The organism is Noviherbaspirillum pedocola, assembly GCF_016632335.1.
Taxonomy (GTDB): domain Bacteria; phylum Pseudomonadota; class Gammaproteobacteria; order Burkholderiales; family Burkholderiaceae_D; genus Noviherbaspirillum_A; species Noviherbaspirillum_A pedocola.
This window is the reverse complement of record NZ_JAEPBG010000003.1, coordinates 545,096-566,667: the sequence shown is the minus strand read 5'-3', so window position 1 is coordinate 566,667 and position 21,572 is coordinate 545,096. Positions and strand designations below refer to the sequence as shown.

At 63.7% G+C, this 21,572-nt stretch carries 16 protein-coding genes; 11 read left to right on the top strand and 5 right to left on the bottom strand.

Annotated elements, in window-relative coordinates; all coding sequences use genetic code 11:
* Positions 1–12 precede the first annotated feature (12 nt).
* Together JJB74_RS10965 and JJB74_RS10960 are read right to left on the bottom strand one after the other, a co-directional pair.
* Positions 13–1,017 carry a TRAP transporter substrate-binding protein gene (locus JJB74_RS10965; RefSeq protein WP_200591882.1) on the bottom strand — a complete coding sequence of 335 codons (1,005 nt, stop codon included), beginning with the start codon at positions 1,015–1,017 and terminating at the stop codon, positions 13–15.
* Positions 1,018–1,133: 116 nt separating this feature from the next.
* Positions 1,134–2,021 carry a LysR family transcriptional regulator gene (locus tag JJB74_RS10960; RefSeq protein ID WP_200591881.1) on the bottom strand — a complete coding sequence of 296 codons (888 nt, stop codon included), beginning with the start codon at positions 2,019–2,021 and terminating at the stop codon, positions 1,134–1,136.
* Positions 2,022–2,375: 354 nt separating this feature from the next.
* On the opposite strand from JJB74_RS10960, the gene JJB74_RS10955 reads away from it, so the two are divergent.
* The gene (locus tag JJB74_RS10955; protein WP_200591880.1) at positions 2,376–2,978 is read left to right on the top strand and encodes a type 1 glutamine amidotransferase domain-containing protein; all 603 of its coding nucleotides are present in this window, start codon (positions 2,376–2,378) and stop codon (positions 2,976–2,978) included.
* Between the two features lie 28 nt (positions 2,979–3,006).
* On the opposite strand, the gene JJB74_RS10950 is transcribed toward JJB74_RS10955, so the two are convergent.
* Entirely contained in the window at positions 3,007–3,216 is a 210-nt protein-coding gene (locus tag JJB74_RS10950) for a hypothetical protein (RefSeq protein ID WP_200591879.1), read from the bottom strand.
* A gap of 220 nt (positions 3,217–3,436) precedes the next feature.
* Positions 3,437–3,967: a CDP-archaeol synthase gene (locus JJB74_RS10945; RefSeq protein ID WP_200591878.1), complete on the bottom strand. Its 531-nt coding sequence runs from the start codon at positions 3,965–3,967 to the stop codon at positions 3,437–3,439.
* 133 nt (positions 3,968–4,100) lie between these two features.
* Here JJB74_RS10945 and JJB74_RS10940 point away from each other — a divergent pair, with 133 nt between their 5' ends.
* A complete protein-coding gene (locus tag JJB74_RS10940; protein ID WP_200591924.1) occupies positions 4,101–4,325 on the top strand; it encodes a nuclear transport factor 2 family protein in 225 nt (74 codons plus the stop codon).
* 63 nt (positions 4,326–4,388) lie between these two features.
* On the opposite strand, the gene JJB74_RS10935 is transcribed toward JJB74_RS10940, so the two are convergent.
* Positions 4,389–4,859, bottom strand: a complete 471-nt coding sequence (locus JJB74_RS10935) for a MarR family winged helix-turn-helix transcriptional regulator (RefSeq protein ID WP_200591877.1) — start codon at positions 4,857–4,859, stop codon at positions 4,389–4,391.
* A gap of 92 nt (positions 4,860–4,951) precedes the next feature.
* Between JJB74_RS10935 and JJB74_RS10930 the strand changes: the two genes are divergently transcribed.
* From JJB74_RS10930 to JJB74_RS10890, 9 genes are all read left to right on the top strand, one after another.
* The gene (locus JJB74_RS10930; protein ID WP_200591876.1) at positions 4,952–5,785 is read left to right on the top strand and encodes a p-hydroxycinnamoyl CoA hydratase/lyase; all 834 of its coding nucleotides are present in this window, start codon (positions 4,952–4,954) and stop codon (positions 5,783–5,785) included.
* Positions 5,786–5,863: 78 nt separating this feature from the next.
* Positions 5,864–7,309: an aldehyde dehydrogenase gene (locus JJB74_RS10925; protein WP_200591875.1), complete on the top strand. Its 1,446-nt coding sequence runs from the start codon at positions 5,864–5,866 to the stop codon at positions 7,307–7,309.
* Positions 7,310–7,322: 13 nt separating this feature from the next.
* Positions 7,323–9,176 (top strand): feruloyl-CoA synthase, encoded by a 1,854-nt coding sequence (locus JJB74_RS10920; RefSeq protein WP_200591874.1) that lies wholly within the window; start codon positions 7,323–7,325, stop codon positions 9,174–9,176.
* Between the two features lie 29 nt (positions 9,177–9,205).
* Positions 9,206–10,372: an ABC transporter substrate-binding protein gene (locus tag JJB74_RS10915; protein ID WP_200591873.1), complete on the top strand. Its 1,167-nt coding sequence runs from the start codon at positions 9,206–9,208 to the stop codon at positions 10,370–10,372.
* 251 nt (positions 10,373–10,623) lie between these two features.
* Entirely contained in the window at positions 10,624–12,363 is a 1,740-nt protein-coding gene (locus JJB74_RS10910; protein ID WP_407672322.1) for a tannase/feruloyl esterase family alpha/beta hydrolase, read from the top strand.
* Between the two features lie 133 nt (positions 12,364–12,496).
* Positions 12,497–12,784: a helix-turn-helix domain-containing protein gene (locus tag JJB74_RS10905; protein ID WP_200591871.1), complete on the top strand. Its 288-nt coding sequence runs from the start codon at positions 12,497–12,499 to the stop codon at positions 12,782–12,784.
* Complete coding sequence (locus tag JJB74_RS10900; protein ID WP_200591870.1) at positions 12,784–14,109, top strand: type II toxin-antitoxin system HipA family toxin; 1,326 nt, start codon at positions 12,784–12,786, stop codon at positions 14,107–14,109. Before JJB74_RS10905 ends, JJB74_RS10900 begins: the two co-directional genes overlap by 1 nt.
* Before the next feature lie 85 nt (positions 14,110–14,194).
* The gene (gene pip, locus JJB74_RS10895; protein WP_200591869.1) at positions 14,195–15,178 is read left to right on the top strand and encodes a prolyl aminopeptidase; all 984 of its coding nucleotides are present in this window, start codon (positions 14,195–14,197) and stop codon (positions 15,176–15,178) included.
* 821 nt (positions 15,179–15,999) lie between these two features.
* Positions 16,000–21,423 (top strand): autotransporter-associated beta strand repeat-containing protein, encoded by a 5,424-nt coding sequence (locus tag JJB74_RS10890; RefSeq protein ID WP_200591868.1) that lies wholly within the window; start codon positions 16,000–16,002, stop codon positions 21,421–21,423.
* Positions 21,424–21,572 lie beyond the last annotated feature (149 nt).

Below are 21,572 nucleotides of genomic sequence, written 5' to 3'. Positions count from 1 at the left end.
GGATGCGCCGGATTACAGGCTTTCCGGGTTGAAGTTGGTTTCCTTGTAGATCGATTGCAGAAGATCCTTCCCGACCAGGCCTTCCATCTGCTTGTGGGTCTTGATCATCGCCTTCTTCCACGCGTTGCGCTCGTCCTTCGTCAGCGTGATGATCTGGGTCTTGCCCGACTGGCGGATCTTCTCCAGCGCGTCATCGTTTTCTTTTTTCGCGATCTCGTCGAAGTAGGCGGTGGTGTCCTTGATCGCGCCGTCCAGCGTGGTCTTCACGTCAGGCGGCAGGCCATCGACGAAGCGCTTGTTCATGATGACGACGTAGCCGTGGTAGCCATGGTCCGACATCGTCAGGTACTTCTGCACCTCGTGCATCTTCTGCGTGTAGATGTTGGAAGTCGGGTTTTCCTGGCCGTCGACCACGCCGGTCTGCAGCCCCTGGTACAGCTCGGAGAAGGCCATCACCTGCGGATTGGCGCCGACCGAGCGCATCTGTGCATCGAGCACCTTGGAAGACTGGATGCGGAATTTCAGGCCGCGGAAGTCCTCGGGCTTCCGCAACGGCTTGTTCGCGGTCATTTCCTTGAAGCCGTTGTTCCAGAAGGCCATGCCGATGATGCCCTTGGAATCCAGCTTCTTCAGCATGCCCTGGCCGATCGGGCCATCGGTGACCTTGTGCGCTTCGGCGACGTTATCGAACAGGAAGGGCAGGTCCAGCACCTCGAATTCACGCACGCCCATCGGGCCAAACTTGCCCGGCGCGGGCGCCAGCATCTGTACCGCTCCCAGCTGCAGCGCCTCGATCTCTTCCTTGTCCTTGTACAGCGTGCTGTTCGGGTAGAGCTCCACCTTCACATTGCCATGGCTGCGCTCTTCCATGATCTTCTTGAAGTATTCGCCGGCCTTGCCCTTGGGCGAGTCGGTGGAAGTGACGTGGCTGAACTTGATGACGATGGGTTGCTGCGCCCAGGCGGCGCCCGCGGTGGCTGCGGCGAATGCGGCGATGATGAGGATGCGCGTCTTCATGTCTGGTCTCCTTGCTTGTTATGGTGGGACTGCGAGGAAGATCCTAGCGTCGCCGCCAGTTGCCGAAAACCAGTATTTGGCGAAGCCGCCTTCGCGAAATGCGAAGGCAAGATCGCTCAGCCGGTCTGGCGCAGGTGCTCCACCAGCAGCCGCGCCGCGACCGGCAAGGCCGACAGCGAGCGCACGCAGATCTTCAGCTGGCGCTTTGCCCATGGTTCCTGCAGGCTGACGACCGCAATGCCCAGCGTGCGCCGGTAGGGCTGCGCGACGGCGCGCGGCATGATGCCGATGCCCAGCCCGGTTTCGACCATGAAGCACAGCGCGTCATAGCTGGTGACATGGATGGTGGTGCGCACCGTCTTGCCGAGTTCGTTGGCGGCGCGGATCAGTTGCAGGTTGATCGCGCTGTCGGCATGCAGGCCGACATACGGGAATTCCAGCGTCTCGGCGAAGGACACGGCGCGCCGCTTCGCCAGCGCATGGCCGCGCGGCGTGATCAGCACCAGCTCATCGTCGCGATACGGAAAGACCTCCAGCGGATGGCCATGCGAAATCATCGTGAAGATGCCGATGTCGGCCGCGTTCTCCGCTACGGCGCGGGTGATGCCGGTGCTGATGTCTTCCTGCAGGCGTATCTGCACTTCCGGATGATCGGCCAGGAAGCTTTGCAGCGCATGCGGCAGAAATTGCGTGATGGCCGAGATATTGGCGCGGATGCGCACATGGCCGCGCACGCCGGCGGCGTATTCGCTCATTTGCGCCTCGATGTCGGCGAGCTCATGCAGCACGCTGCGCGCCATGTTGGCCAGCGCAATGCCGGCCGGCGTCGCTTCCACGCCCTTGTTGGTGCGTACCAGCAGCTGGGTCTTCAACGCGGTCTCGAGGTCGGTGATGCGCTTGGACACCGCGGATGCGGCGGTATGGGCGCTGTCGGCTGCGCCGGTGATGGAGCCTTTTTCGACGATGTCCACGAAGAGGCGAAGAGAGACGGGGTCGAGGTTCACTGGTGGATGGGAGTGGTGAGTGGTGCGGAATTATAAGGAGGAGGAAGCGCGCCTTGTCGCGGGCCGGGAAGGAAGCGTTCCACCGGGCCTGGCGTCCCCAATGAACGCATCGGGATTTGACGGTCATCCATGGATCGCGGCGGCATTCCGGCTCGAGCTTCCTGAGAGAAATGCGCACGGCAGCGATGGCCTTACCGATAAAAACCCGCTGCGATGTTTGCAATCAATGTCAGCCCCGAACTTTTGCGTCGGTACCTCATCCATCGAAAGCCGTGGCGACGCGTTGTCTCATTCTGCGGCGCGCAGGAACGACGCCACATGACGCTACCTACCCAACTTGCAAGGAGAATACCCATGAGTGCCACCCCGAACGCATCCTCGTCCAAACGCATCGCCATCCTGGTCACCGAAGGCTTCGAACAGGTCGAATTCACCGGCCCGAAAGAGGCGTTGGAAAAAGCCGGCTTCAAGACCGAGATCGTTTCCCAGCAGCGCGGCAAGGTGCAGGGCTTCAAGCATCACGACAAGGCCGACGAGTTCAACGTCGACCTCACTTTCGACGAAGCCGTCGCCGACAATTACGACGCCGTGCTGCTGCCCGGCGGCGTGATCAATGGCGACCAGATGCGGGTGATACCGAAGGCCCAGCAATTCGTGCGGCAGATCGACGGCGCCGGCAAGCCGCTGTTCGTGATCTGCCACGGCGGTTGGGTGCTGGTATCCGCAGGGCTGGTGAAGGGACGCACGATGACGTCCTGGCCGACGCTGCAGGACGATATCCGCAATGCCGGCGGCAACTGGCTCGACCAGGAAGCGGTCGTTGACGGCAACTGGGTCAGCAGCCGCAAGCCGGATGACATCCCGGCCTTCAACGCGAAGATGCTCGAGCTGCTGCAGCGGCGCGCGGTGCCGGCGTCGCAGGTCGGCGCGCAGCAGGGCATCGGGATCGCGGGTTAAGCACGAGATGCAGCGCGACCGCGTCCCCTCAGAACAGGGAGATCTGCGCGCCGCGCTGCAGAAAATCCAGCACCGACTGCCCGCCCGGCGCGTCGTCGCCCACCACATGCTGCCGCGCCAGAATGCCGACCGCGACGAATGCCGCCATTTCCATCGCCGTCAGCTTTTCGGCCACGCCTGACAGCGCCGATGCGTACATGTCTCCGATCGCGGTCCAGTCCTTGTCGGACTGCAGCATGGGCGCGTTCCTGATGTGCTCCAGTATTTGTTCTTTTTTCATTATGTTCGGTGACAGGAAAGCAAGGATTAAAGGTTATTACTGAGAAACATTGCTGTAAAGCCTTTAATTAATGCTTTGGCAGGGGTTTGCTAAATGTTGCAAATTTGTCACACATATGGGCGAACGGAAGAGGCTGACAATCGGGTTCTTCGCTTGCGGATAGATAGGTGCGCCCGGTTCACCATTTCGTGTCTCGTATACCCAAGCGGTAAGACAGTTGATTCACGGCGATGTCGCCGATGAAGCTGAAAGCCAGGATGCCGGCGATATCCCAGGCGCCGAGCCGCACCCAAGGCAAAAGCGCCAGCAAACCGCCGACGATGAAATCAAGCTGATCTGCAGGTATCCAGCGCTGGCCGGGCGCAATACGCAGGCGGCGCTTGACCAGGCTCTTGATGCTATCGCCGGCCATTGCGCCGAAGCCGGCGGCGAGTCCCGTGGCGAACCAGTCAGGGCCGCGGATCAGCGCGTCGCGCCAGTCGACGAGATGCTGCAGCCAGGCCACCAGCAGTGCCACGACAATGCCAGCGAGAAAACCGAGGACAGTCTTGTGGCTGCCCAGATAACGCAGGCTGATCGGCGGATTGGGGCCGCGCCAGTAACGGGTAAATGGCGGCGCCATGTTGGCCGCGTAGATCGGCAGCATCAGGTACAGCAGCTGCGCAGCGCGATGAATCATGGCATCGGCAAGCGGAGTCGGAAGGTCCATGGCTGCGGTTCGAGGGAGTGCGGCGGCCGCGGCTAAATGCGGCCCTTGACCAGGAGACTGTGCATGCAACGGCGGCGATGGTCATTGTCAGCGCCCAAGCTGGCGCACCGCATGGCCAATATATCGATGCCGCATGGCGCAGCTGGAGTTTGTGGAAATTCGTTACAACTATTACAAGCATTTCCGGAGTGCTCGCACGCCGCTTGCGCATGTCACCGTGCTCGGCTGGGAACGTGCGATGGCGCGGGACACCGGCAAGGCTTACGAGTCCGAATGGGTGCATGTCTTCACCGCGAAGGGTGGCAAGATCACTCGCTGGCGCGGCTTCATGGATACGGCGGCGCGCTTCGGTGTGTGAACGCTGAAGGCCTGTTTTCAACGCCATCATCGGCCACGATGCGGCACAGGCCAGATGTGTCGCTCAAATCCCATGCACGCTCAGTGCGCGCACTGCATTGCGCAGCTGCGCATGCAGCCAGTCACGCTCGTCCTCGGGCATGTCCGGAAACATCTGTTGTTCCACCTGCAGCACCACCGCATCGCAGCGCTGCAACAGCTCGAGTCCGGCCTCGGTCAGGCCGATCTGGATGATGCGGCCATGCGAAGGATCGGGCTGGCGCTCGATCCAGCCGCGCGCTTCCATCGCCTTCACCATTTCATTGGCCGACTGCGGCGAAACCATCGTGCGCTCGGCCAGCTGCGCATTCGACAGCGTGCCCAGCGCGCGAAACACTGACAACGCGGTGTAATGCGGCACCGTCATGCCCATCGGCGCCAGGCCATCGCGCAGGCGCTTGCTCAATACATGGTCGAGGCGGCCCACCAGGTAGGCGATGCCGGAAGGCCGGGTTTTATCGTTGGCAACGTCAGCTGAATTTTTTTTCGATGGCATGAAGAGGGGTCTTGTCAAAGCGCGGGGACGCGGCTAGTATAAGTCGCATATCAGGCTACCTGATACTACACTCACATTCGAGGAGACATTGTATGTCCAAATACGAAGGCCGCTGGGATACGGTCAAGGTTGATGTCGACGGCGGCATAGGCTGGATCACGCTGAACCGTCCCGAGAAGCGCAATGCGATGAGCCCGACGCTGAACCGCGAAATGATCGATGTGCTGGAAACCCTGGAGCTGGACGATGAGGCCGAGGTCATCGTGCTCACCGGCGCAGGCGACGCCTGGACCGCGGGCATGGACCTGAAGGAATACTTCCGCGAAACCGACGGCAAGCCCGAGATCATGCAGGAACGCATACGCCGCGACTGCTCGCAATGGCAATGGAAACTTCTGCGCATGTACAGCAAGGCGACGATTGCGATGGTCAATGGCTGGTGCTTCGGCGGCGCGTTCTCGCCGCTGGTGGCTTGCGATCTGGCGATCGCGGCGGACGACGCGGTGTTCGGCCTGTCCGAAGTGAACTGGGGCATCCCGCCGGGCAACCTGGTGTCCAAGGCCGTGGCCGACACCATGGGCCATCGCCAGGCGCTGTACTACATCATGACCGGCGAAACCTTCACCGGAAAGCAGGCAGCCGAGATGGGCCTGGTCAACCGCAGCGTCCCGAAGGAGCAGCTGCGCGAGGAAACGATCAGGCTGGCGCAGAACCTGCTGCAGAAGAACCCGGTGGTGCTGCGCTATGCGAAGCAGGGCTTCAAGCGCTGCCGCGAGCTGACCTGGGACCAGAACGAAGACTACCTGTACGCCAAGACCGACCAGTCGAATCAGCGCGATCCGGAGAAGGGCCGCAAGGAAGGCTTGAAGCAGTTCCTGGACGAGAAGAGCATCAAGCCCGGACTGCAGTCGTACAAGCGCGCATAAGACGCGTCGACGAGAATCATGGAAGCGGCGCGGCGCAAGCGGCCCGCTGCTTACCACCCATCAACGAGGAGACATTCGATGTTTCAGACCGACCTTCTGATCGGCGGGCAGAGCCTCGCCGCATCCAGCCTAGCCGTGTTCGAGCGGCGCAATCCGACCACCGGCGAAGTCGCGACCCGCGCCGCCGCGGCCACGAGCGAGGATGCAGACCGCGCCATCGCTGCGGCGCAGGCCGCGTTTCCGGAATGGGCTGCGATGGCGCCGGGCGCACGCCGCGCGCTGCTGCTCAGGGCCGCCGAGGCGATGGAGGCGCGCCGCAATCAGTTCATCGAATGCGGCGTGACTGAGGCCGGCGGCAGCCCGGTCTGGTATGGCTTCAATGTGATGCTCGCTGCGAACATGCTGCGCGAAGCGGCATCGATGACGACCCAGATTGCCGGCGAAGTCATTCCTTCCGACGTGCCCGGCTCGCTCGCGCTCGGCGTGCGCCAGCCCTGCGGCGTGGTGTTGGGCATTGCGCCATGGAATGCGCCGGTGATTCTCGGCACGCGCGCGGTCGCCATGCCGCTGGCCTGCGGCAATACCGTGGTGCTGAAGGCGTCCGAGATGTGCCCGGCGCTGCATCGGCTGATCGGCACGGTATTCGAAGACGCGGGCTTTCCGGCGGGCGTGGTCAACGTCATCACCAATGCGCCGCAGGATGCGCCGCAACTGGTCGAGCGCTTGATCGCGCACCCGGCGGTCAAGCGCGTCAACTTCACCGGTTCGACCCATGTCGGCCGCATCATCGCGCAACTCGCGGCCAGGCATCTCAAGCCGGTGCTGCTGGAGCTGGGCGGCAAGAACCCGATCGTGGTGCTGGACGATGCCGATCTCGATGCCGCCGTGGAAGGTTGCGCCTTCAGCGCCTTCTTCAACCAGGGCCAGATCTGCATGTCGGCCGACCGCATCATCGTCGATCGCAAGATCGCGCCGGCCTTCCTGGAAAAGTTCGCTGCGAAGACCGCGAGCCTGAAAGCCGCCGCAAGCGATGCGCCGCTGGCCGGCATGGTCGATCCTGCCGCCGCTGCACGCGTGGCGAAGATGGTTGACGATGCCATCGAAAAGGGCGCATCGGTGCTGCCTGCCAAGCCCGCGGTGGACGGCAACATCATGCAGCCGGCGCTGATCGACAACGTCACGCCCGAGATGCTGGCTTACCAGGAAGAGTCCTTCAGGCCCATCGTCTCCATCCTGCGCTTCGACACCGATGAGGAAGCGATACGCCTGGCCAACGACAGCGAATACGGCCTGTCGTCGGCGGTGTTCTCGCGCGACATCGGCCGCGCGATGGCGGTGGCGCAGCGTATTGAATCGGGCATCTGCCATATCAACGGGCCGACGGTGCACGATGAAGCGCAGATGCCGTTCGGCGGCGTCAAGGGCAGCGGCTATGGTCGCTTCGGCGGCCGCGCAGCGATCGCGGAATTCACCGACCTGCGCTGGATCACGATCCAGACCGGTCCGCGCCATTACCCGATCTGACACGGAGGCAGGGATGACAGATTCGCTGCGAGCATCAGGCCCGGCGCGGCAGCGCCCGGTCGCGCTCGGCAATCCCGAGATCGGCGCTCATCGTAGAAACGGCGTGTGGCATGTGGATGCGCTTACGCCGCTTGAGGATGCGCCGGCGCGCTTCACCGACCGGCTGGTCTCGGGCGCGCAGCGTCATCCCGAGCGCACCCTCGTGGCGCGACGCGGCGCCGATGGTGCATGGATACGCATCTCGTACAGGGAGATGTTCGAACGCGCACGGCGCATCGGCCAGGCTCTGCTGGATCGCGGACTCTCGGCCGAGCGGCCGCTGGCGATCCTGTCGGGCAACGATCTCGAGCATTTCCAGATGGCGCTGGGCGCGATGCATGCGGGCATTCCGTATGCGCCACTTTCAGCCGCGTATTCGCTGATCGCGACCGACTACGGCAAGCTGCGCGAACTCATCGAGCAGCTCACGCCAGGACTGGTGTATGCGTCGGATGGCCGTGCGTATGGCCGCGCGATCGAAGCGGCGCTTCCGAGGGATGCGGAACTGGTGCTGGGGCAGGGCGATATCGCCGGGCGCGATGCCACGCGCTTCGAAGCTCTGCTCGCCGCCGAGCCGGCGGGCATCGATGCCGCCAATCGCGACGTTGGTCCGGACACGATTGCGAAATTCCTGTTCACCTCGGGTTCGACGAAGAAGCCGAAAGCGGTGATCACCACGCACCGCATGCTGTGCAGCAATCAGCAGATGCTGCTGCAGACCTTTCCCTTTCTTGCCGAAGAACCGCCGGTGCTGGTGGACTGGCTGCCATGGAATCACTGCTTTGGCGGCAGCCACAATGTCGGCATCGTGCTCTACAACGGCGGCACGCTGTACATCGACGACGGCAAGCCGACCCCCAAGGATTTCACGACGACGCTGGCCAACCTGCGCGAGATCGCGCCGACGGTCTACTTCAACATCCCCAAGGGCTTCGAAATGCTGACCGAGGCCCTGGAGCAGGACGCTGCGCTGCGCGAGACCTTCTTCTCGCACGTCAAGCTGTTCTACTGCGCCGGAGCGGGCTTGTCGCAGGCCGCCTGGGACCGGCTCGACGCGGTGGCGATAGCCCATTGCGGCGAGAAGATCCGCATCATGACCGGCCTGGGCATGACCGAGACTTCGCCTTCCTGCACCTTCGGCACCGGCGACATCGTGCAGGCCGGCTATGTCGGCGTCCCTGCGCCGGGCTGCCGCGTGAAGCTGGTGCCGCATGGTGACAAACTCGAAGCCCGCTTCGCGGGCCCGCATGTGACGCCCGGCTACTGGCGCGCGCCGCATCTGACGCGTGAAGCCTTCGACGCGGAAGGCTATTACTGCACCGGCGACGCGCTGCGCTTCTACGACCCCGCGAGGCCCGAGCTCGGTTTCCTGTTCGACGGCCGCATCGCCGAAGACTTCAAGCTGTCTTCCGGCACCTTCGTCTCGGTCGGCCCGCTGCGCGCGCGCATCATCAGCGCCGGCGCGCCGTATGTGCTCGACGCGGTGGTGACCGGCCTCGATCGCGATGCGATCGGGCTGATGATCTTTCCGCGCATCGAGAACTGCCTGACCTTGTCCGGCCTCGCTGCCGACGCCAGCGCCGAAGCGATCCTTTCCAGCGCCCCAGTGCGTGATTTTTTCACGCGGCTGCTCAATGAAATCAACGCATCTGCCAGCGGCTCCTCGAACCGCGTCGAACGCCTGCTGCTGCTTGCCGAGCCGCCATCGATCGACCAGCGCGAATTGACCGACAAGGGCTCGATCAACCAGGCCGCGGTGCTGTCGCGCAGGGCCAGCTTGATTGAGGCGATGTACCGCGGCGAGGGCGGCACGATCGTCGCCGCATGACACCACAACGATAACAACCAGGAGACAACATGAAACGCATTACGATTGCGGCCCTCATCGCTGCATGCCTTCCGCTTGCCGCCGGCGCGGCTGACAGCGGCGACACCATCCGCATCGGCGTCATCGCCGCGCTGACCGGGCCTTTCGCCAACACCGGCAAGCCCTTCGAGGATGGCATCAAGACCTATCTGCAGCAGTACGGCGACAAGGTGGCAGGCAAGAAGCTGGAGATCATCTACCGCGATGACGGCGGCACCAATGCCGAGATGTCCAAGCGCGCCGCGCAGGAATTGATCTCGCGTGACAAGGTCAGCTTCCTGATCGGCTTCTCCTTGACGCCGAGCGCGCTCGCGGTCGCGCCGATCGCCACGCAGGGCAAGACGCCGATGATCGTGATGAACGCGGTCACCACCGGCATCACCGCGAAGTCACCGTACATGCTGCGCACCGGCATGACGATGCAGCAGATGACCGAGCCCTTCGGCACCTGGACCGCGCAGAACAAGGTCGGCAAGGTCTATACCCTGGTCAGCGATTACAGCACCGGCGTCGATGCCGAGGCGCGATTCATCAAGGGCTTCACGAGCGCTGGCGGCAAGGTGCTCGGTTCGGCGCGCGTGCCGCTGGCCAATCCGGATTATTCGCCTTTCGTGCAGCGGGTGAAGGATGAAAAACCCGACGCGGTGTTCTTCTTCGCGCCGGGCGCCGAAGACGGCATCGGCATCCTGAAGGCTTTTAGCGACAAGGGCCTGGACAAGGCCGGCGTGAAATTCCTCGGCGTGGGCGACATGACCAGCGAAGTGCCGACGCTGGAATCGCTCGGCGAGCGCGCGCTCGGCGCGGTCACGGTGCTGAACTATGCGATCACGCTGGACAACGATGAAAACCGCGCCTTCCTGAAGGCTTATGCCACGGCCAATCCGAATCGTCCGCCCGCCACCTTCGTCACCGTGGCAGCCTACGACACGATGGGCATGATCGCCGAGACGGTCAAGCGCCTCAACGGCGATGTCACCGGCGACAAGGCGGTGAAGACCCTGGCTGGCATGAAATGGAAGAGTCCTCGCGGCCCGATCAGCATCGATGCCGAGAGCCGCGACATCGTGCAGAACATGTACATCCGCGAAGTGAAGAAGGTCGACGGCAAGCTGGTCAATGCGCCGATCGGCGTGCTCAAGGATGTAAAGCCGCTCTGATGACCCGGTATTCAGGGTGTCTGCAGCGCCTGCGCATTCCGGCTCGCATGCAAGAGCCCACGTTCGCCCTGAGTAGCCGCATGGCGGCGTATCGAAGGGCAGCGCTGTACGGCGAGTTACCGTTGCCATATGTTTCAAGCTTTCTCGCGACAGGCTTCGATGCGCCGCATCAGGACGAAGCAATGGAAACCGTGGTGCAGCGCGCGGCATCACGCATATAAAGACAAACCAACAAGGAGACCTTCATGACCATGCAACTGTGCAGCCGGCAACGTACGCTGGCCCTGTCCATCATCGCCGCTGCAGTCCTGTCCGCATGCGGCGGCAGCGACGACAACTCTGCCTCCAACGCGAACAACACCAGCAATAGCGGCACGCTGCCGCAGCTCGCCGCGGCGACGGGCGCTGCGCTCACCTCCTGCACCGACCTCGTCAGCAGGATCAACTATCCGAACACCACGATCACTGCGGCCAATGCGATCGCCGCCGGCGGTCAGACCATCGCCGGCAAGGCAGTGCCGGCGCATTGCCAGATCACCGGCAAGATGCTCCAGCGCGTGAGCCCGGTCGATGGCCAGAGCTATGCGATCGGCTTCGAGATGCGCCTGCCGAATGCATGGAACGGCCGCTTCTTCTACCAGGCCAATGGCGGCACCGACGGCAGCGTCGTGCCCGCGACCGGCCCGGTCGGCGGCGGCGGGCCGCTGGACAATGCCTTGAACCAGGGTTTCGCCGTGATCAGCTCGGACGCCGGCCACGCCGGCCAAACTGCCGCCTTCGGCATCGATCCGCAGGCGCGGCTGGACTATGGCTACCAGGCGGTCGGCAAGTTGACCCCCATGGCCAAGGCAGTGATACAGACCGCCTATGGCAAGGGACCGGATCGTTCCTATATCGGCGGCTGCTCCAATGGCGGGCGCCACACGATGGTGGCTGCGTCGCGTTATGCCGATCAGTACGACGGCTACCTCGTCGGCGACCCGGGTTTCCGACTGCCGCTCGCGGCCACCGCAAACCTGGCCGGCGGCCGCACCTATGCCGCGCTTGCCACCAATGCCAGCGACATTTCCACCGGGTTCACGCAAGCCGAGCGCGCGCTGGTGTCGAACGCAGTGCTGGACAAATGCGATGCGCTCGACGGCGCGAAGGATGGACTGGTACAAAACATCGGCGCCTGCCAGACCGCGTTCGATCTGAACCGCGACGTGCCGACCTGCAGCGGCGCGCGAGACGGCACCTGCCTGTCATCGGCGCAGAAGAGCGCGATTGCGCAGCTCTTCGCCGGCGCCGTCACCGAAAGCGGCAAGAAGATCTACACCAGCTTTCCGTATGACGCGGGTTTGGCCACCTCCGGCTGGGCATCGTGGAAGTTCACCAGCCCGGCGCAGCGTGATGCCGGCGCAGTGGCGCTGATCTGGAAGGTGCCGCCGCTGTCGCCGAACTTCGATGCCAACAACTTCATGCTGACCTACAGCCTCGACAGCCTGCTGGCCGAGATCAATGCAACGAACCCGACCTATACCGAAAGCGCGATGTCGTTCATGACGCCGCCGAATCCGACCAACCTTTCCACGCTGAAGAACCGCGGCGCGAAGATGCTGGTCTACCACGGCACCAGCGACCCGATCTTCTCCAGCGACGACACCACCTCCTGGTACGACGGCCTGCGCAGCGCCAACGGCGGCGACGCATCGAACTTCGCGCGCTTCTATCGCGTGGCGGGCATGAACCATTGCAGCGGCGGACCGGCGACGGACCAGTTCGACATGCTCACGCCGCTGGTGAACTGGGTCGAGAAGGGCCAGGCGCCGGACAGCGTGCCGGCCAGCGCGCGCGGCGTGGGCAACGCGGGCGGCGCCAATGCCGATGTGCCTTCGGGCTGGGCGGCCAATCGCAGCCGGCCGCTGTGCGCGTATCCGAAGATCGCTGTGTACAAGGGCAGCGGCAGCATTGACGATGCCGCCAGCTTCTCCTGCCAGAATCCAGGCTGAAGCGGGTGTGGCCCGGTCAGGCAAGGACAGCCTTAACCGAGACAGGCGCATCTCGCGGTTTATCCGGTTTTCGAATAAAATCGTTTTACTCTTTTTTCGAATAAAACGGTTTTATTCGTTTTCAGGATAAATCATGGGACAGACCATTCTCACTGAAACGCAGCTCGGTCATCTGCTGCAGGGCTACCGCAAGACGCGCCGGCTGAACCAGACGCAGCTGGCGCAGCGCGCCGGCATGAGCCAGGCGCGCTTATCCACCCTGGAGCTGCACCCGGGCCGCATCACGGTGGCGCAGCTGTTGCGCATGACTGCGGCGCTCGGGCTGGAAATCACGATAGTCGAAAGGCCGGCAGACTATCCGCTAGCCCAAACTGAAAGCGACGCGCCGCGCGTAGCCGAGAATCCACCGCTGGAGTGGTAATGGGCCGCCCCAGCAAGACCCAGGCGCTGGCGGTCTGGCAGAACGGCGTGCGCGTCGGCGAATGGCGCCTGCCGCCGCAGGGCGAGCCGGTCTTCGCTTACGACGCCGATTGGTTTGCATCGAGCGCATGCCGCTCGCTGTCGCTGTCGCTGCCTGCCATCGAGGCCCACCCAATCGTGCGCAGCGAGGCGGTGAACTTCTTCTTCGACAATCTGCTGCCCGACAGCGAAGCGATACGGCGCCGGGTACAGCAGCGCTTTCGCGCCGACGACGCCAGCGCCTTTTCGCTGCTGGGGGCCATCGGCCGCGACTGCGCCGGCGCGATCCAGTTGCTGCCGCCAGATGAAGAACCACGCAACTGGCGATCGATCGAGGCGGAGCCGCTCGGTGAAGACGATGTCGAGCGCCTGCTGCGCAACACCGTCAATCCGGCGCATGCGCTCGCCCCGGGCGGCGAAGAGGATTTGCGGCTGTCGATTGCCGGCGCCCAGGAAAAGACCGCATTGCTCTGGAACGAAGGGAACTGGTGCCTGCCACGCAACAGCACGCCCACCACGCATATCTTCAAGCTGCCCCTTGGCCTGGTGGGCAATCGCCGCGCCGACATGTCGACCTCGGTGGAAAACGAGTGGCTGTGCGCACGCATCCTGGAAGCCTTCGGCTTGCCGGTGCCGCGCTCGGCGATCCTGGTGTTCGGCGCGACCCGGGCACTGGTCGTCGAGCGCTTCGACCGACGCCTGTCGCGCGATGGCTATTGGCTGCGCCTGCCGCAGGAAGACTTTTGCCAGGCGCACGGCGTGCCGGCCAGCCGACGCTATGAAGCCGATGGCGGCGTCGGCATGCACGCCATTGCGACGCTGCTTGCCAACTCGGCTGCGCGCGACGAGGACCTGAAGGTGTTCCTCAAGGCCCAGGTCGTGTTCTGGCTGCTGCGCGCCACTGACGGTCATGCAAAGAACTTCAGCCTCTTTCTCGAAGCGGGCGACCGCTATCGCCTCACGCCCTTGTACGACGTGATTTCAACCTGGCCCATCATCGGCACCGGGGCCAATCAGCTCGCGCCGCAGGAAGTGAAGATGGCCATGGCATGGATAGGCAGGAACCGGCATTACCGCGCCGCCGAGGTGCAGCGGCGGCACATGGTGGAAACCGCGCGTCGATGTGGCTACGGCGGAGCGCCCGATGCGCTGATCGACGAAGCGATCGACGCCGCGCCCGGCGTTGCGACCACCGTGTGGCAAGCGCTGCCACCGGGTTTTCCCGAAGCGCTGGCACAGCGCATACTCGACGGCATGCTTGCGGCCGCGGCGCAACTGCGCAGCTGATGCCGCTCTGCCGCGCGCGATATGCGGTATGAGGCCGGCGCGTATCGATGCTATCGTGCCGGCTTGCCCATTCCGCCATGCCATCATGCCGCATACGATTGCCGAGTCTTCCCAGGACGCGCCGCTGTTTCCGCCTATCGAGCCCTACCGCAGCGGCATGCTGGCTGTGGACGCCATCCATACGCTGTACTGGGAGGAATGCGGCAATCCGCAGGGCGAGCCGGTGCTGTTTCTGCATGGCGGGCCCGGCGGCGGCATCAGCCCGAAGCACCGGCGCTTCTTCGATCCCAGTCATTACCGTATCGTGCTGTTCGACCAGCGTGGCGCGGGCCGCTCCACGCCGCTGGGCGAAGTGCGTGACAACACCACGCCCTTGCTGGTGGAAGACATCGAGCGGCTGCGCGTCATGCTCGGCATCGAACGCTGGCTGATCTTCGGCGGCTCCTGGGGCTCGACGCTGGCGCTGGCCTACGGGCAGGCGCATCCGCAGCGTTGCAGCGGCTTTATCCTGCGCGGCATCTTCCTGTGCAGCGCCGCCGAGATCGATTGGTTCATGCACGGCATGGGCCTGTTCTTCCCCGAAGCGCACGCGGCCTTCATCGGCGCGGTGCCCGAAGAGGAACGCGACGACCTGCTCGGCGCTTATGCGCGCCGCCTGTTTTCCGAAGACATCGCGCAATCGCGCGCCGCCGCGCGGGCCTGGAGCATCTATGAAGGCAGTTGCGCGCGGCTGCTGCCGGATGCAGAAACCATCGCCGACTTCGGCTCGGATGCGGTTGCCATCGGCATCGGCCGGCTGGAAGCGCATTACTTTCTGCATGGGGGCTTTCTTGCGTCGGGCGCGCTGCTGCAGGGCGTGGACCGGATTCGCCACCTGCCGGCAATCATCGTGCAGGGCCGCTATGACGTCGTCTGCCCGCCGGCTACCGCTTACAAGTTGGCGCGCTCCTGGCCGCAGGCGCGTCTGCGCGTCATCGCCGACGCCGGCCATTCCGCCAGCGAGCCGGGCATCATGGCCGCGCTGGTTGAGGCGACCGAGGCGTTTCGGATGCGACGCGGCTTTGACTAATACCCTGTTTCAGGGAAATTAAGGGGTAGTGCCGACTCCATTGGCGGTAAATGCAGAGGCCTCTTCTGATAGGTCCCAGGGCTCATGACAGCCTCCATGAGCCCAAGCGCTAAAGGCGTCGCTGCCATCCTTTCTGCCGCGCAGCTTCCCGGGTCGGGTGACGCCTGACACGGCGCCACGCTCTTAGCAGCGTGAAATGGCATGCATCGGCTTTCACTGCGCAGCATTACCAATCCGGGATCTTTTGCGGCCCTGCAGGCTTGCATGGAGAAATTGGCCCTGGAGATCCGCGTACTGTCAATTGGTAAGTTTCCTACTACCATTAGTATTTAACTCGTTGTCGCTAGGAAACCGGCTTAAATTTCCACGTGGAAAAAGTGAAATGATAGCGCCCTATGAAACGGAGAAGTTGAACGTCCTTTGCCGCAGCAAATCGCTTCGTGGAGCGACGTTGCAATGCCTTCCGGATTCATCTGTTGGTCAGGACTTATGAACGCTTGCCTGGTCGCGCTTTTTCCATCCCCAGAAACGCCATGAATAACACCTACTACTTCGCGTGCGGAATCGGTCTCAAGATGTTCGTTGCTGCGTCCGAACTCAGACTCGTGTGGGACAAGGGCGGCCTGGATCGATCGGGCGCATAGCAGGAAAACAAAATACAACCTCTTTCGTCAGCGAATGCGACACGAATGTGCCGCCAGGGATGCTTTTGCCTTGCGCCGGTCATTCGCTAACTCCCGCGCTCGCCTGACGTGATTCTTGCGGTGCCGTTGACGTCGGGTACGGCCCTCCATCTGAAACTCTGGAAAGACTCCAAATTCATGAACCATACCTACCGACTCATCTGGAATGAGTGCAGCAAGATGTTCGTCGCCGTTTCGGAGCTTGCCCGCGCCCGCGGCAAATCGCGCTCGTCCAAGGCACTGATCGCGCCGGAAAGCAGCCCTAGCAAGCGATATTCTCATCGCGGCAATTTCGCATTGCGTGCGTTGCTTGGCGCTCTGGCACTGATGCAGATGAACTTCGCGGCAGCCCATACCGATTCCCTGGGTTGGATCATCACCCCGGATTCGAATGGCACGAGCACCGTCAACATCATCTACGGCAGCTGGCACTCGGGCAACGTCGGGCCGGAAGGCTCCATCGTCCTGACTGGCCCCAACGGCTACAGCGCCACCAGCGCTTTTGCCCTTGTTCCGAACTTTGTCAATGTCTCAAACGGCGTGCTGCCCGGTGGATTGACGCTCGGCCAGAACTATTTCTTTCCCAATACGGCCACATCGGCGGTTGACTTCACCAGCAGCAGCAGTGGCCACAACATCTATGCATTTCAGCAAACGACATTCGCCGGCCTCGGTTCGGGTCTCTACAACTTCGGTTATGCCGCAGGACCGCTGACCGCAGTCTGGACGCCGTCCGATGCGGCCATCAACGCCGGAACCTTCACCATCAACTCCGATGGTTCCATCACGGTCATCGGCGCTCCGAGCACGGCTCCCGTCAACCATTACATCGATACGACGAATGGCAACCTGGCGCCTACGCTGCATGACACGTCGAGCACCGCTTATTCCCAGACCACGCTTACCTTTGACGGCGGCACGTTGCAATACGGCGCCGACACGGTGACCAGCAAGAACGCGACGATCAACGCCACTGGCGGCACTGTCGACACCAATGGGCATGGGGTCGCAATGACGGGCACGATTTCTGGCAATGGCGGGCTGAGCAAAACCGGAACGGGCACCCTGGTGCTTTCCGGCGCCAATACCTTTCAGGGCGGCGTGACCATCGGAGCCGGCACTGTGCAAGTCAGCGCTGATGCAAACCTGGGCGATAGTGCCGGCGCAATCGCCATCAATGGCGCGACACTTCAAACCACGGCTTCCTTCGCCACCGCGCGCAACATCGCGCTGACCGGCACAGGCACGATCAGCACCGATTCCGGCACCACGCTGACCGACAGCGGCAATGTTTCCGGCAGCGGTGGGCTGGTCAAGGATGGCGCGGGCACCCTGGTACTCAATGGCGGGCTGTCACACGCGGGCGGCAACAGCGTCAACAACGGCACGCTGGTCCTGGGCGGCAACAACAGCTACACCGGCGGCAACGTCGTGAACGCTGGTGGCACGCTGCAGGTTGCAACGAACGCCGCACTGGGCAATGCAGCCAATGGTGTAGCGCTCAACGGCGGCACGCTGCATGCCACCGGCAGCTTCGATACTGCGCGCGGCCTTGGTCTCAGCGGCAATGCGCACGTGAACGTTGACGCGGACGATACCCTCGCATCGACCGGTACGGTTTCGGGCAGCGGCGCGTTGGTCAAGGATGGCGCGGGCACCCTGGTACTCAATGGCGGGCTGTCACACGCGGGCGGCAACACCGTCAACAACGGCACGCTGGTCCTGGGCGGCAACAACAGCTACACCGGCGGAAACGTCGTGAACGCTGGCGGCACGCTGCAGGTTGCAACGAACGCCGCATTGGGCAATGCAGCCAATGGCGTGGCGCTCAACGGCGGCACGCTGCATGCCACCGGCAGTTTCAATACCGCGCGCAGCCTTACGCTGGGCGGCAATGCGCACGTGAACGTCGACGCCAACGATACCCTCGCATCGACCGGTACGGTTTCCGGCAGCGGCGCGTTGGTCAAGGATGGCGCGGGCACCCTGGCGCTCAATGGCGTCGTGTCGCATGCGGGCGGCAACACCGTCAACAACGGCACGCTGGTCCTGGGCGGCAACAACAGCTACACCGGCGGCAACGTCGTCAATGCTGGCGGTACGCTGCAGGTTGCGACGGACGCCGCACTCGGCAATGCAGCCAATGGTGTGGCGCTCAACGGCGGCACGCTGCATGCCACCGGCAGCTTCGATACTGCGCGCGGCCTTGGTCTCAGCGGCAATGCGCACGTGAACGTTGACGCGGACGATACCCTCGCATCGACCGGTACGGTTTCGGGCAGCGGTGCGCTGGTCAAGGATGGCGCGGGCACCCTGGCGCTCAATGGCGTCGTGTCTCATGCGGGCGGCAATACCGTCAACAACGGCACGCTGGTGCTGGGCGGCACCAACAGCTACACCGGCGGCAACGTGGTGAACGCAGGCGCGACACTGCAGGTGGGCACGGACGCAGCACTGGGCGACGCATCGAATGGCGTAGCGCTCAATGGCGGCACGCTGCGTGCCACCGACAGCTTCAATACCGCGCGCAGCCTTGCGCTGGGCGGCAATGCGAGCGTGAACGTCGACGCGAGCAATACCGTCGCATCGACCGGTACGGTTTCCGGCAACGGCGGGCTGGTGAAGGATGGCGCGGGCACGCTCGTGCTCAACGGCGCGCTCTCGCATGGCGGCGGTAACACCGTCAACAACGGCACGCTGGTTTTGGGCGGCAACAACAGCTACACCGGCGGCAACGTCATCAATGCCGGCGGCACGCTGCAGGTTGCGACGGACGCAGCACTGGGCGACGCATCGAATGGCGTAGCGCTCAATGACGGCACGCTGCAAGCCACCGGCAGTTTCGATACCGCCCGCAACCTTACGCTCGGCGGCAATGCGAGCGTGAATGTCGACGCGAACAATACCGTCGGATCGACCGGCGCGGTTTCCGGCAATGGCGCGTTGATCAAGGATGGCGCAGGCACGCTCGTGCTCAATGGCGCGCTCTCTCATGGCGGCGGCAACACTGTCAACAATGGAACGCTGGTCCTGGGCGGCAACAACAGCTACACCGGCGGCAACGTTGTGAACGCAGGCGCGACGCTGCAGGTAGGCACGGACGCCGCACTGGGCGACGCATCGAATGGTGTAGCGCTCAACGGCGGCACGCTGCGTGCCACCGGCAGCTTCAATACTGCTCGCAGCCTTGCAATCGATAGCAATGCGCAGGTGAGCGTCGATGGCAACAACACCGTTGCATCGACTGGCGCAGTTTCCGGCAATGGCGCGTTGATCAAGGATGGCGCAGGCACGCTGAACATCGCGGGCAACGCTTCCCATGGTGGCGGCACCATCGTCAACAACGGCACGCTGGTCCTCGGCGGCAACAACAGCTACACCGGCGGCAACGTCGTCAATGCCGGCGGCACGCTGCAGGTGGCGAAGGATGCATCGCTGGGCGCCGCCTCGAACGTCGTCGTGCTCAACGGCGGCACGCTGGCCACTACCGCAACCTTCGACACTGCGCGTAATGTCACGCTGGCGTCGAACTCGAGCATCAATGTCGCGGACGGCACCACGCTGACCGAGAAGGGACAATTCTCGGGCAGCGGCCGTCTGTACAAGGATGGCTCGGGCACGCTGGTGCTGACCGGCGACAACATTGCCTGGACCGGCGGCACTACCATCGACGCAGGCCTGGTCAAGGTGACCTCGCCCACCGGCATCGGCACCGGCGACGTGATCCTCAATGGCGGCATCATCCAGACCACCGTGACGTTGACCACCGGCCAGAAGATCAATGTCGCGGCCAACACTACCATTTACACCGACGCCAACACGACGACCACGCTGACCGGCACGATGAGCAACACCGAACTCGGTGAATCGTCTGACGGCTGCTTCATCAAGTCCGGCGCGGGCACGCTGAACATGGCCGGCACCGCTACGCTGAAGAACGGCACCTGTGTGCAGCAGGGCATGCTGCGCGCCAACGGCGTGCTCAACAGCATCGTCACGGTAGACCAGGGCGCCTATCTGCGCGGCAGCGGCCTCGTCACTGGCCCGATCACGGTCAGTGGCACGCTGGCGCCGGGCAACTCGCCGGGCACGCTGACCGTGTCGTCCACGGTCACGATGAATCCGGGCAGCGCCTTCCAGGCCGACATCAACGGTCTGGGCACGGCCAGCGGTCCGGGCAACTACTCGCGTCTGTTGATCACCGGCGCCGGCAACCAGTACATCGCCAATGGCGCCACGCTGCTGCCGAACCTGGTGAACATTACCGGCGCCAACACTTACACGCCGTATGTGCCGCAAGTGGGTGACACCTTCCGCATCGTCACCGCCGAAGGCGGCATCAACGGTCGCTTCGCGCCGCTGACCCAGCCGCAAGGCATGGCCGACGGCACGCGCATGGCGGTGTTCTACAACGTCGCCAACAGCAACAGCATCGATTTGCGCGTGGTGCCGGTGTCGTATGCGTCCTATTTCGCTCCTGGCTTGAACACCAATGCGACTTCGGCGGCGCGTGCGCTGGACAAGGCGATGGCCTTGAACGACGCGGGTACGGCCACCGATACGCAGACCGTTCTGACGTATGGCATTGCCGGCGTGTCGGCCAGCCAGCTGCCGAACCTGGTCCGTACGCTCGCTGGCGAGGTGCATGGAGCGATCGCAGCGGTAGCGCCGCTGGCAGGGCAGTCGCTGCAGAACACCGTGGCGCGGCAACTATCCGGCGCGACGCCTTCGAACGTGTCGGCGCAGGAAGCCCTGTGGGCTGATCTGTCCGGCAATCATGGCCGCTGGACCAGCGACACGCAGTCTTCCGGCTTCACCGCGAACCGCACCCAGCTGACCGTGGGCGCGGACATGGTAAAGAACGGCGACACCCGCTTCGGCGCCGGCTTGTCGCATGCGCAATCCAACGTGTCGGCCTCGGCCGGCTCGGGCTCGGTCGAACAGAACCTGGCCTTCGTGTATGGCGAGCAGGCGGTGGGCGGCGTGAAGGTCGATGCGCTGGCCGGCATCGGCCGCAGCACCTGGGACAGCCGCCGCGGCGACCCGTTCCAGATCGCCGGTGTGCTGGAAAACAATGCGAAGGGCAGCGATGCGCTGGTCTCGCTGGGTGTGCGTGCGCCGTGGCAGTTGCATGGCTTCGCGCTGGAACCGTTCGCCCGCGTGATGTGGCAACGTTCACGCCGTGACGGCTTCCAGGAAAACACCGCAACCCCGGCGGCGCTGCAATTGTCCGACTACTCGGCCAATGGCACCCGCATGCTGGTCGGCGTGGCTGGTGGCTCGCAGGTGCGCGATCCGCTGGCGGCGAAAGCGACGGTGCGTTACAGCGTCGGCGTGGGCCGTGATAGCGGCAACCTGGCGCAGGCAGCGGTATCGGCATCGCTGGCAGGCATGGGGACGAGCATCGTGTCGCCGGACGTGGGCCGCAGCTTCGTGCAGGCCAGCGTGGAAGGCACCGCGAAACTGGGCAAGGGCGCCTATGCCTACTACGGCCTGAATGGCGAAGCGCGCAGCGGCAAGAACGATGTCGGCGTGACGGGTGGGGTGCGCATCAGCTTCTGACCGATGTTGGTGGGTCGGGCTGCTTGGTTGGGCTGCGTAGGTTGGGCTGACAAGCCCAACATGAAGCTCAATCCCGTGCGGACTCCCGTTGGGCTTCCTTCGTCAGCCCAACCTACGCGTCTGTACAAAAGACCGGCCGGTATTCCCGG

Bases quoted from the DNA above. Each gene is read 5' to 3' on its own strand.
- JJB74_RS10965 (WP_200591882.1), bottom strand. From the start codon at position 1,017: ATGAAGACGCGCATCCTCATCATCGCCGCATTCGCCGCAGCCACCGCG.
- JJB74_RS10900 (WP_200591870.1), top strand. From the start codon at position 12,784: ATGGGCCGCCCCAGCAAGACCCAGGCGCTGGCGGTCTGGCAGAACGGC.
- JJB74_RS10940 (WP_200591924.1), top strand. From the start codon at position 4,101: ATGGCGCAGCTGGAGTTTGTGGAAATTCGTTACAACTATTACAAGCAT.
- JJB74_RS10910 (WP_407672322.1), top strand. From the start codon at position 10,624: ATGCAACTGTGCAGCCGGCAACGTACGCTGGCCCTGTCCATCATCGCC.
- JJB74_RS10905 (WP_200591871.1), top strand. From the start codon at position 12,497: ATGGGACAGACCATTCTCACTGAAACGCAGCTCGGTCATCTGCTGCAG.
- JJB74_RS10945 (WP_200591878.1), bottom strand. From the start codon at position 3,967: ATGGACCTTCCGACTCCGCTTGCCGATGCCATGATTCATCGCGCTGCG.
- JJB74_RS10950 (WP_200591879.1), bottom strand. From the start codon at position 3,216: ATGCTGCAGTCCGACAAGGACTGGACCGCGATCGGAGACATGTACGCA.
- JJB74_RS10925 (WP_200591875.1), top strand. From the start codon at position 5,864: ATGTTTCAGACCGACCTTCTGATCGGCGGGCAGAGCCTCGCCGCATCC.
- JJB74_RS10890 (WP_200591868.1), top strand. From the start codon at position 16,000: ATGAACCATACCTACCGACTCATCTGGAATGAGTGCAGCAAGATGTTC.
- JJB74_RS10955 (WP_200591880.1), top strand. From the start codon at position 2,376: ATGAGTGCCACCCCGAACGCATCCTCGTCCAAACGCATCGCCATCCTG.
- JJB74_RS10920 (WP_200591874.1), top strand. From the start codon at position 7,323: ATGACAGATTCGCTGCGAGCATCAGGCCCGGCGCGGCAGCGCCCGGTC.
- pip (WP_200591869.1), top strand. From the start codon at position 14,195: ATGCCGCATACGATTGCCGAGTCTTCCCAGGACGCGCCGCTGTTTCCG.
- JJB74_RS10935 (WP_200591877.1), bottom strand. From the start codon at position 4,859: ATGCCATCGAAAAAAAATTCAGCTGACGTTGCCAACGATAAAACCCGG.
- JJB74_RS10930 (WP_200591876.1), top strand. From the start codon at position 4,952: ATGTCCAAATACGAAGGCCGCTGGGATACGGTCAAGGTTGATGTCGAC.
- JJB74_RS10915 (WP_200591873.1), top strand. From the start codon at position 9,206: ATGAAACGCATTACGATTGCGGCCCTCATCGCTGCATGCCTTCCGCTT.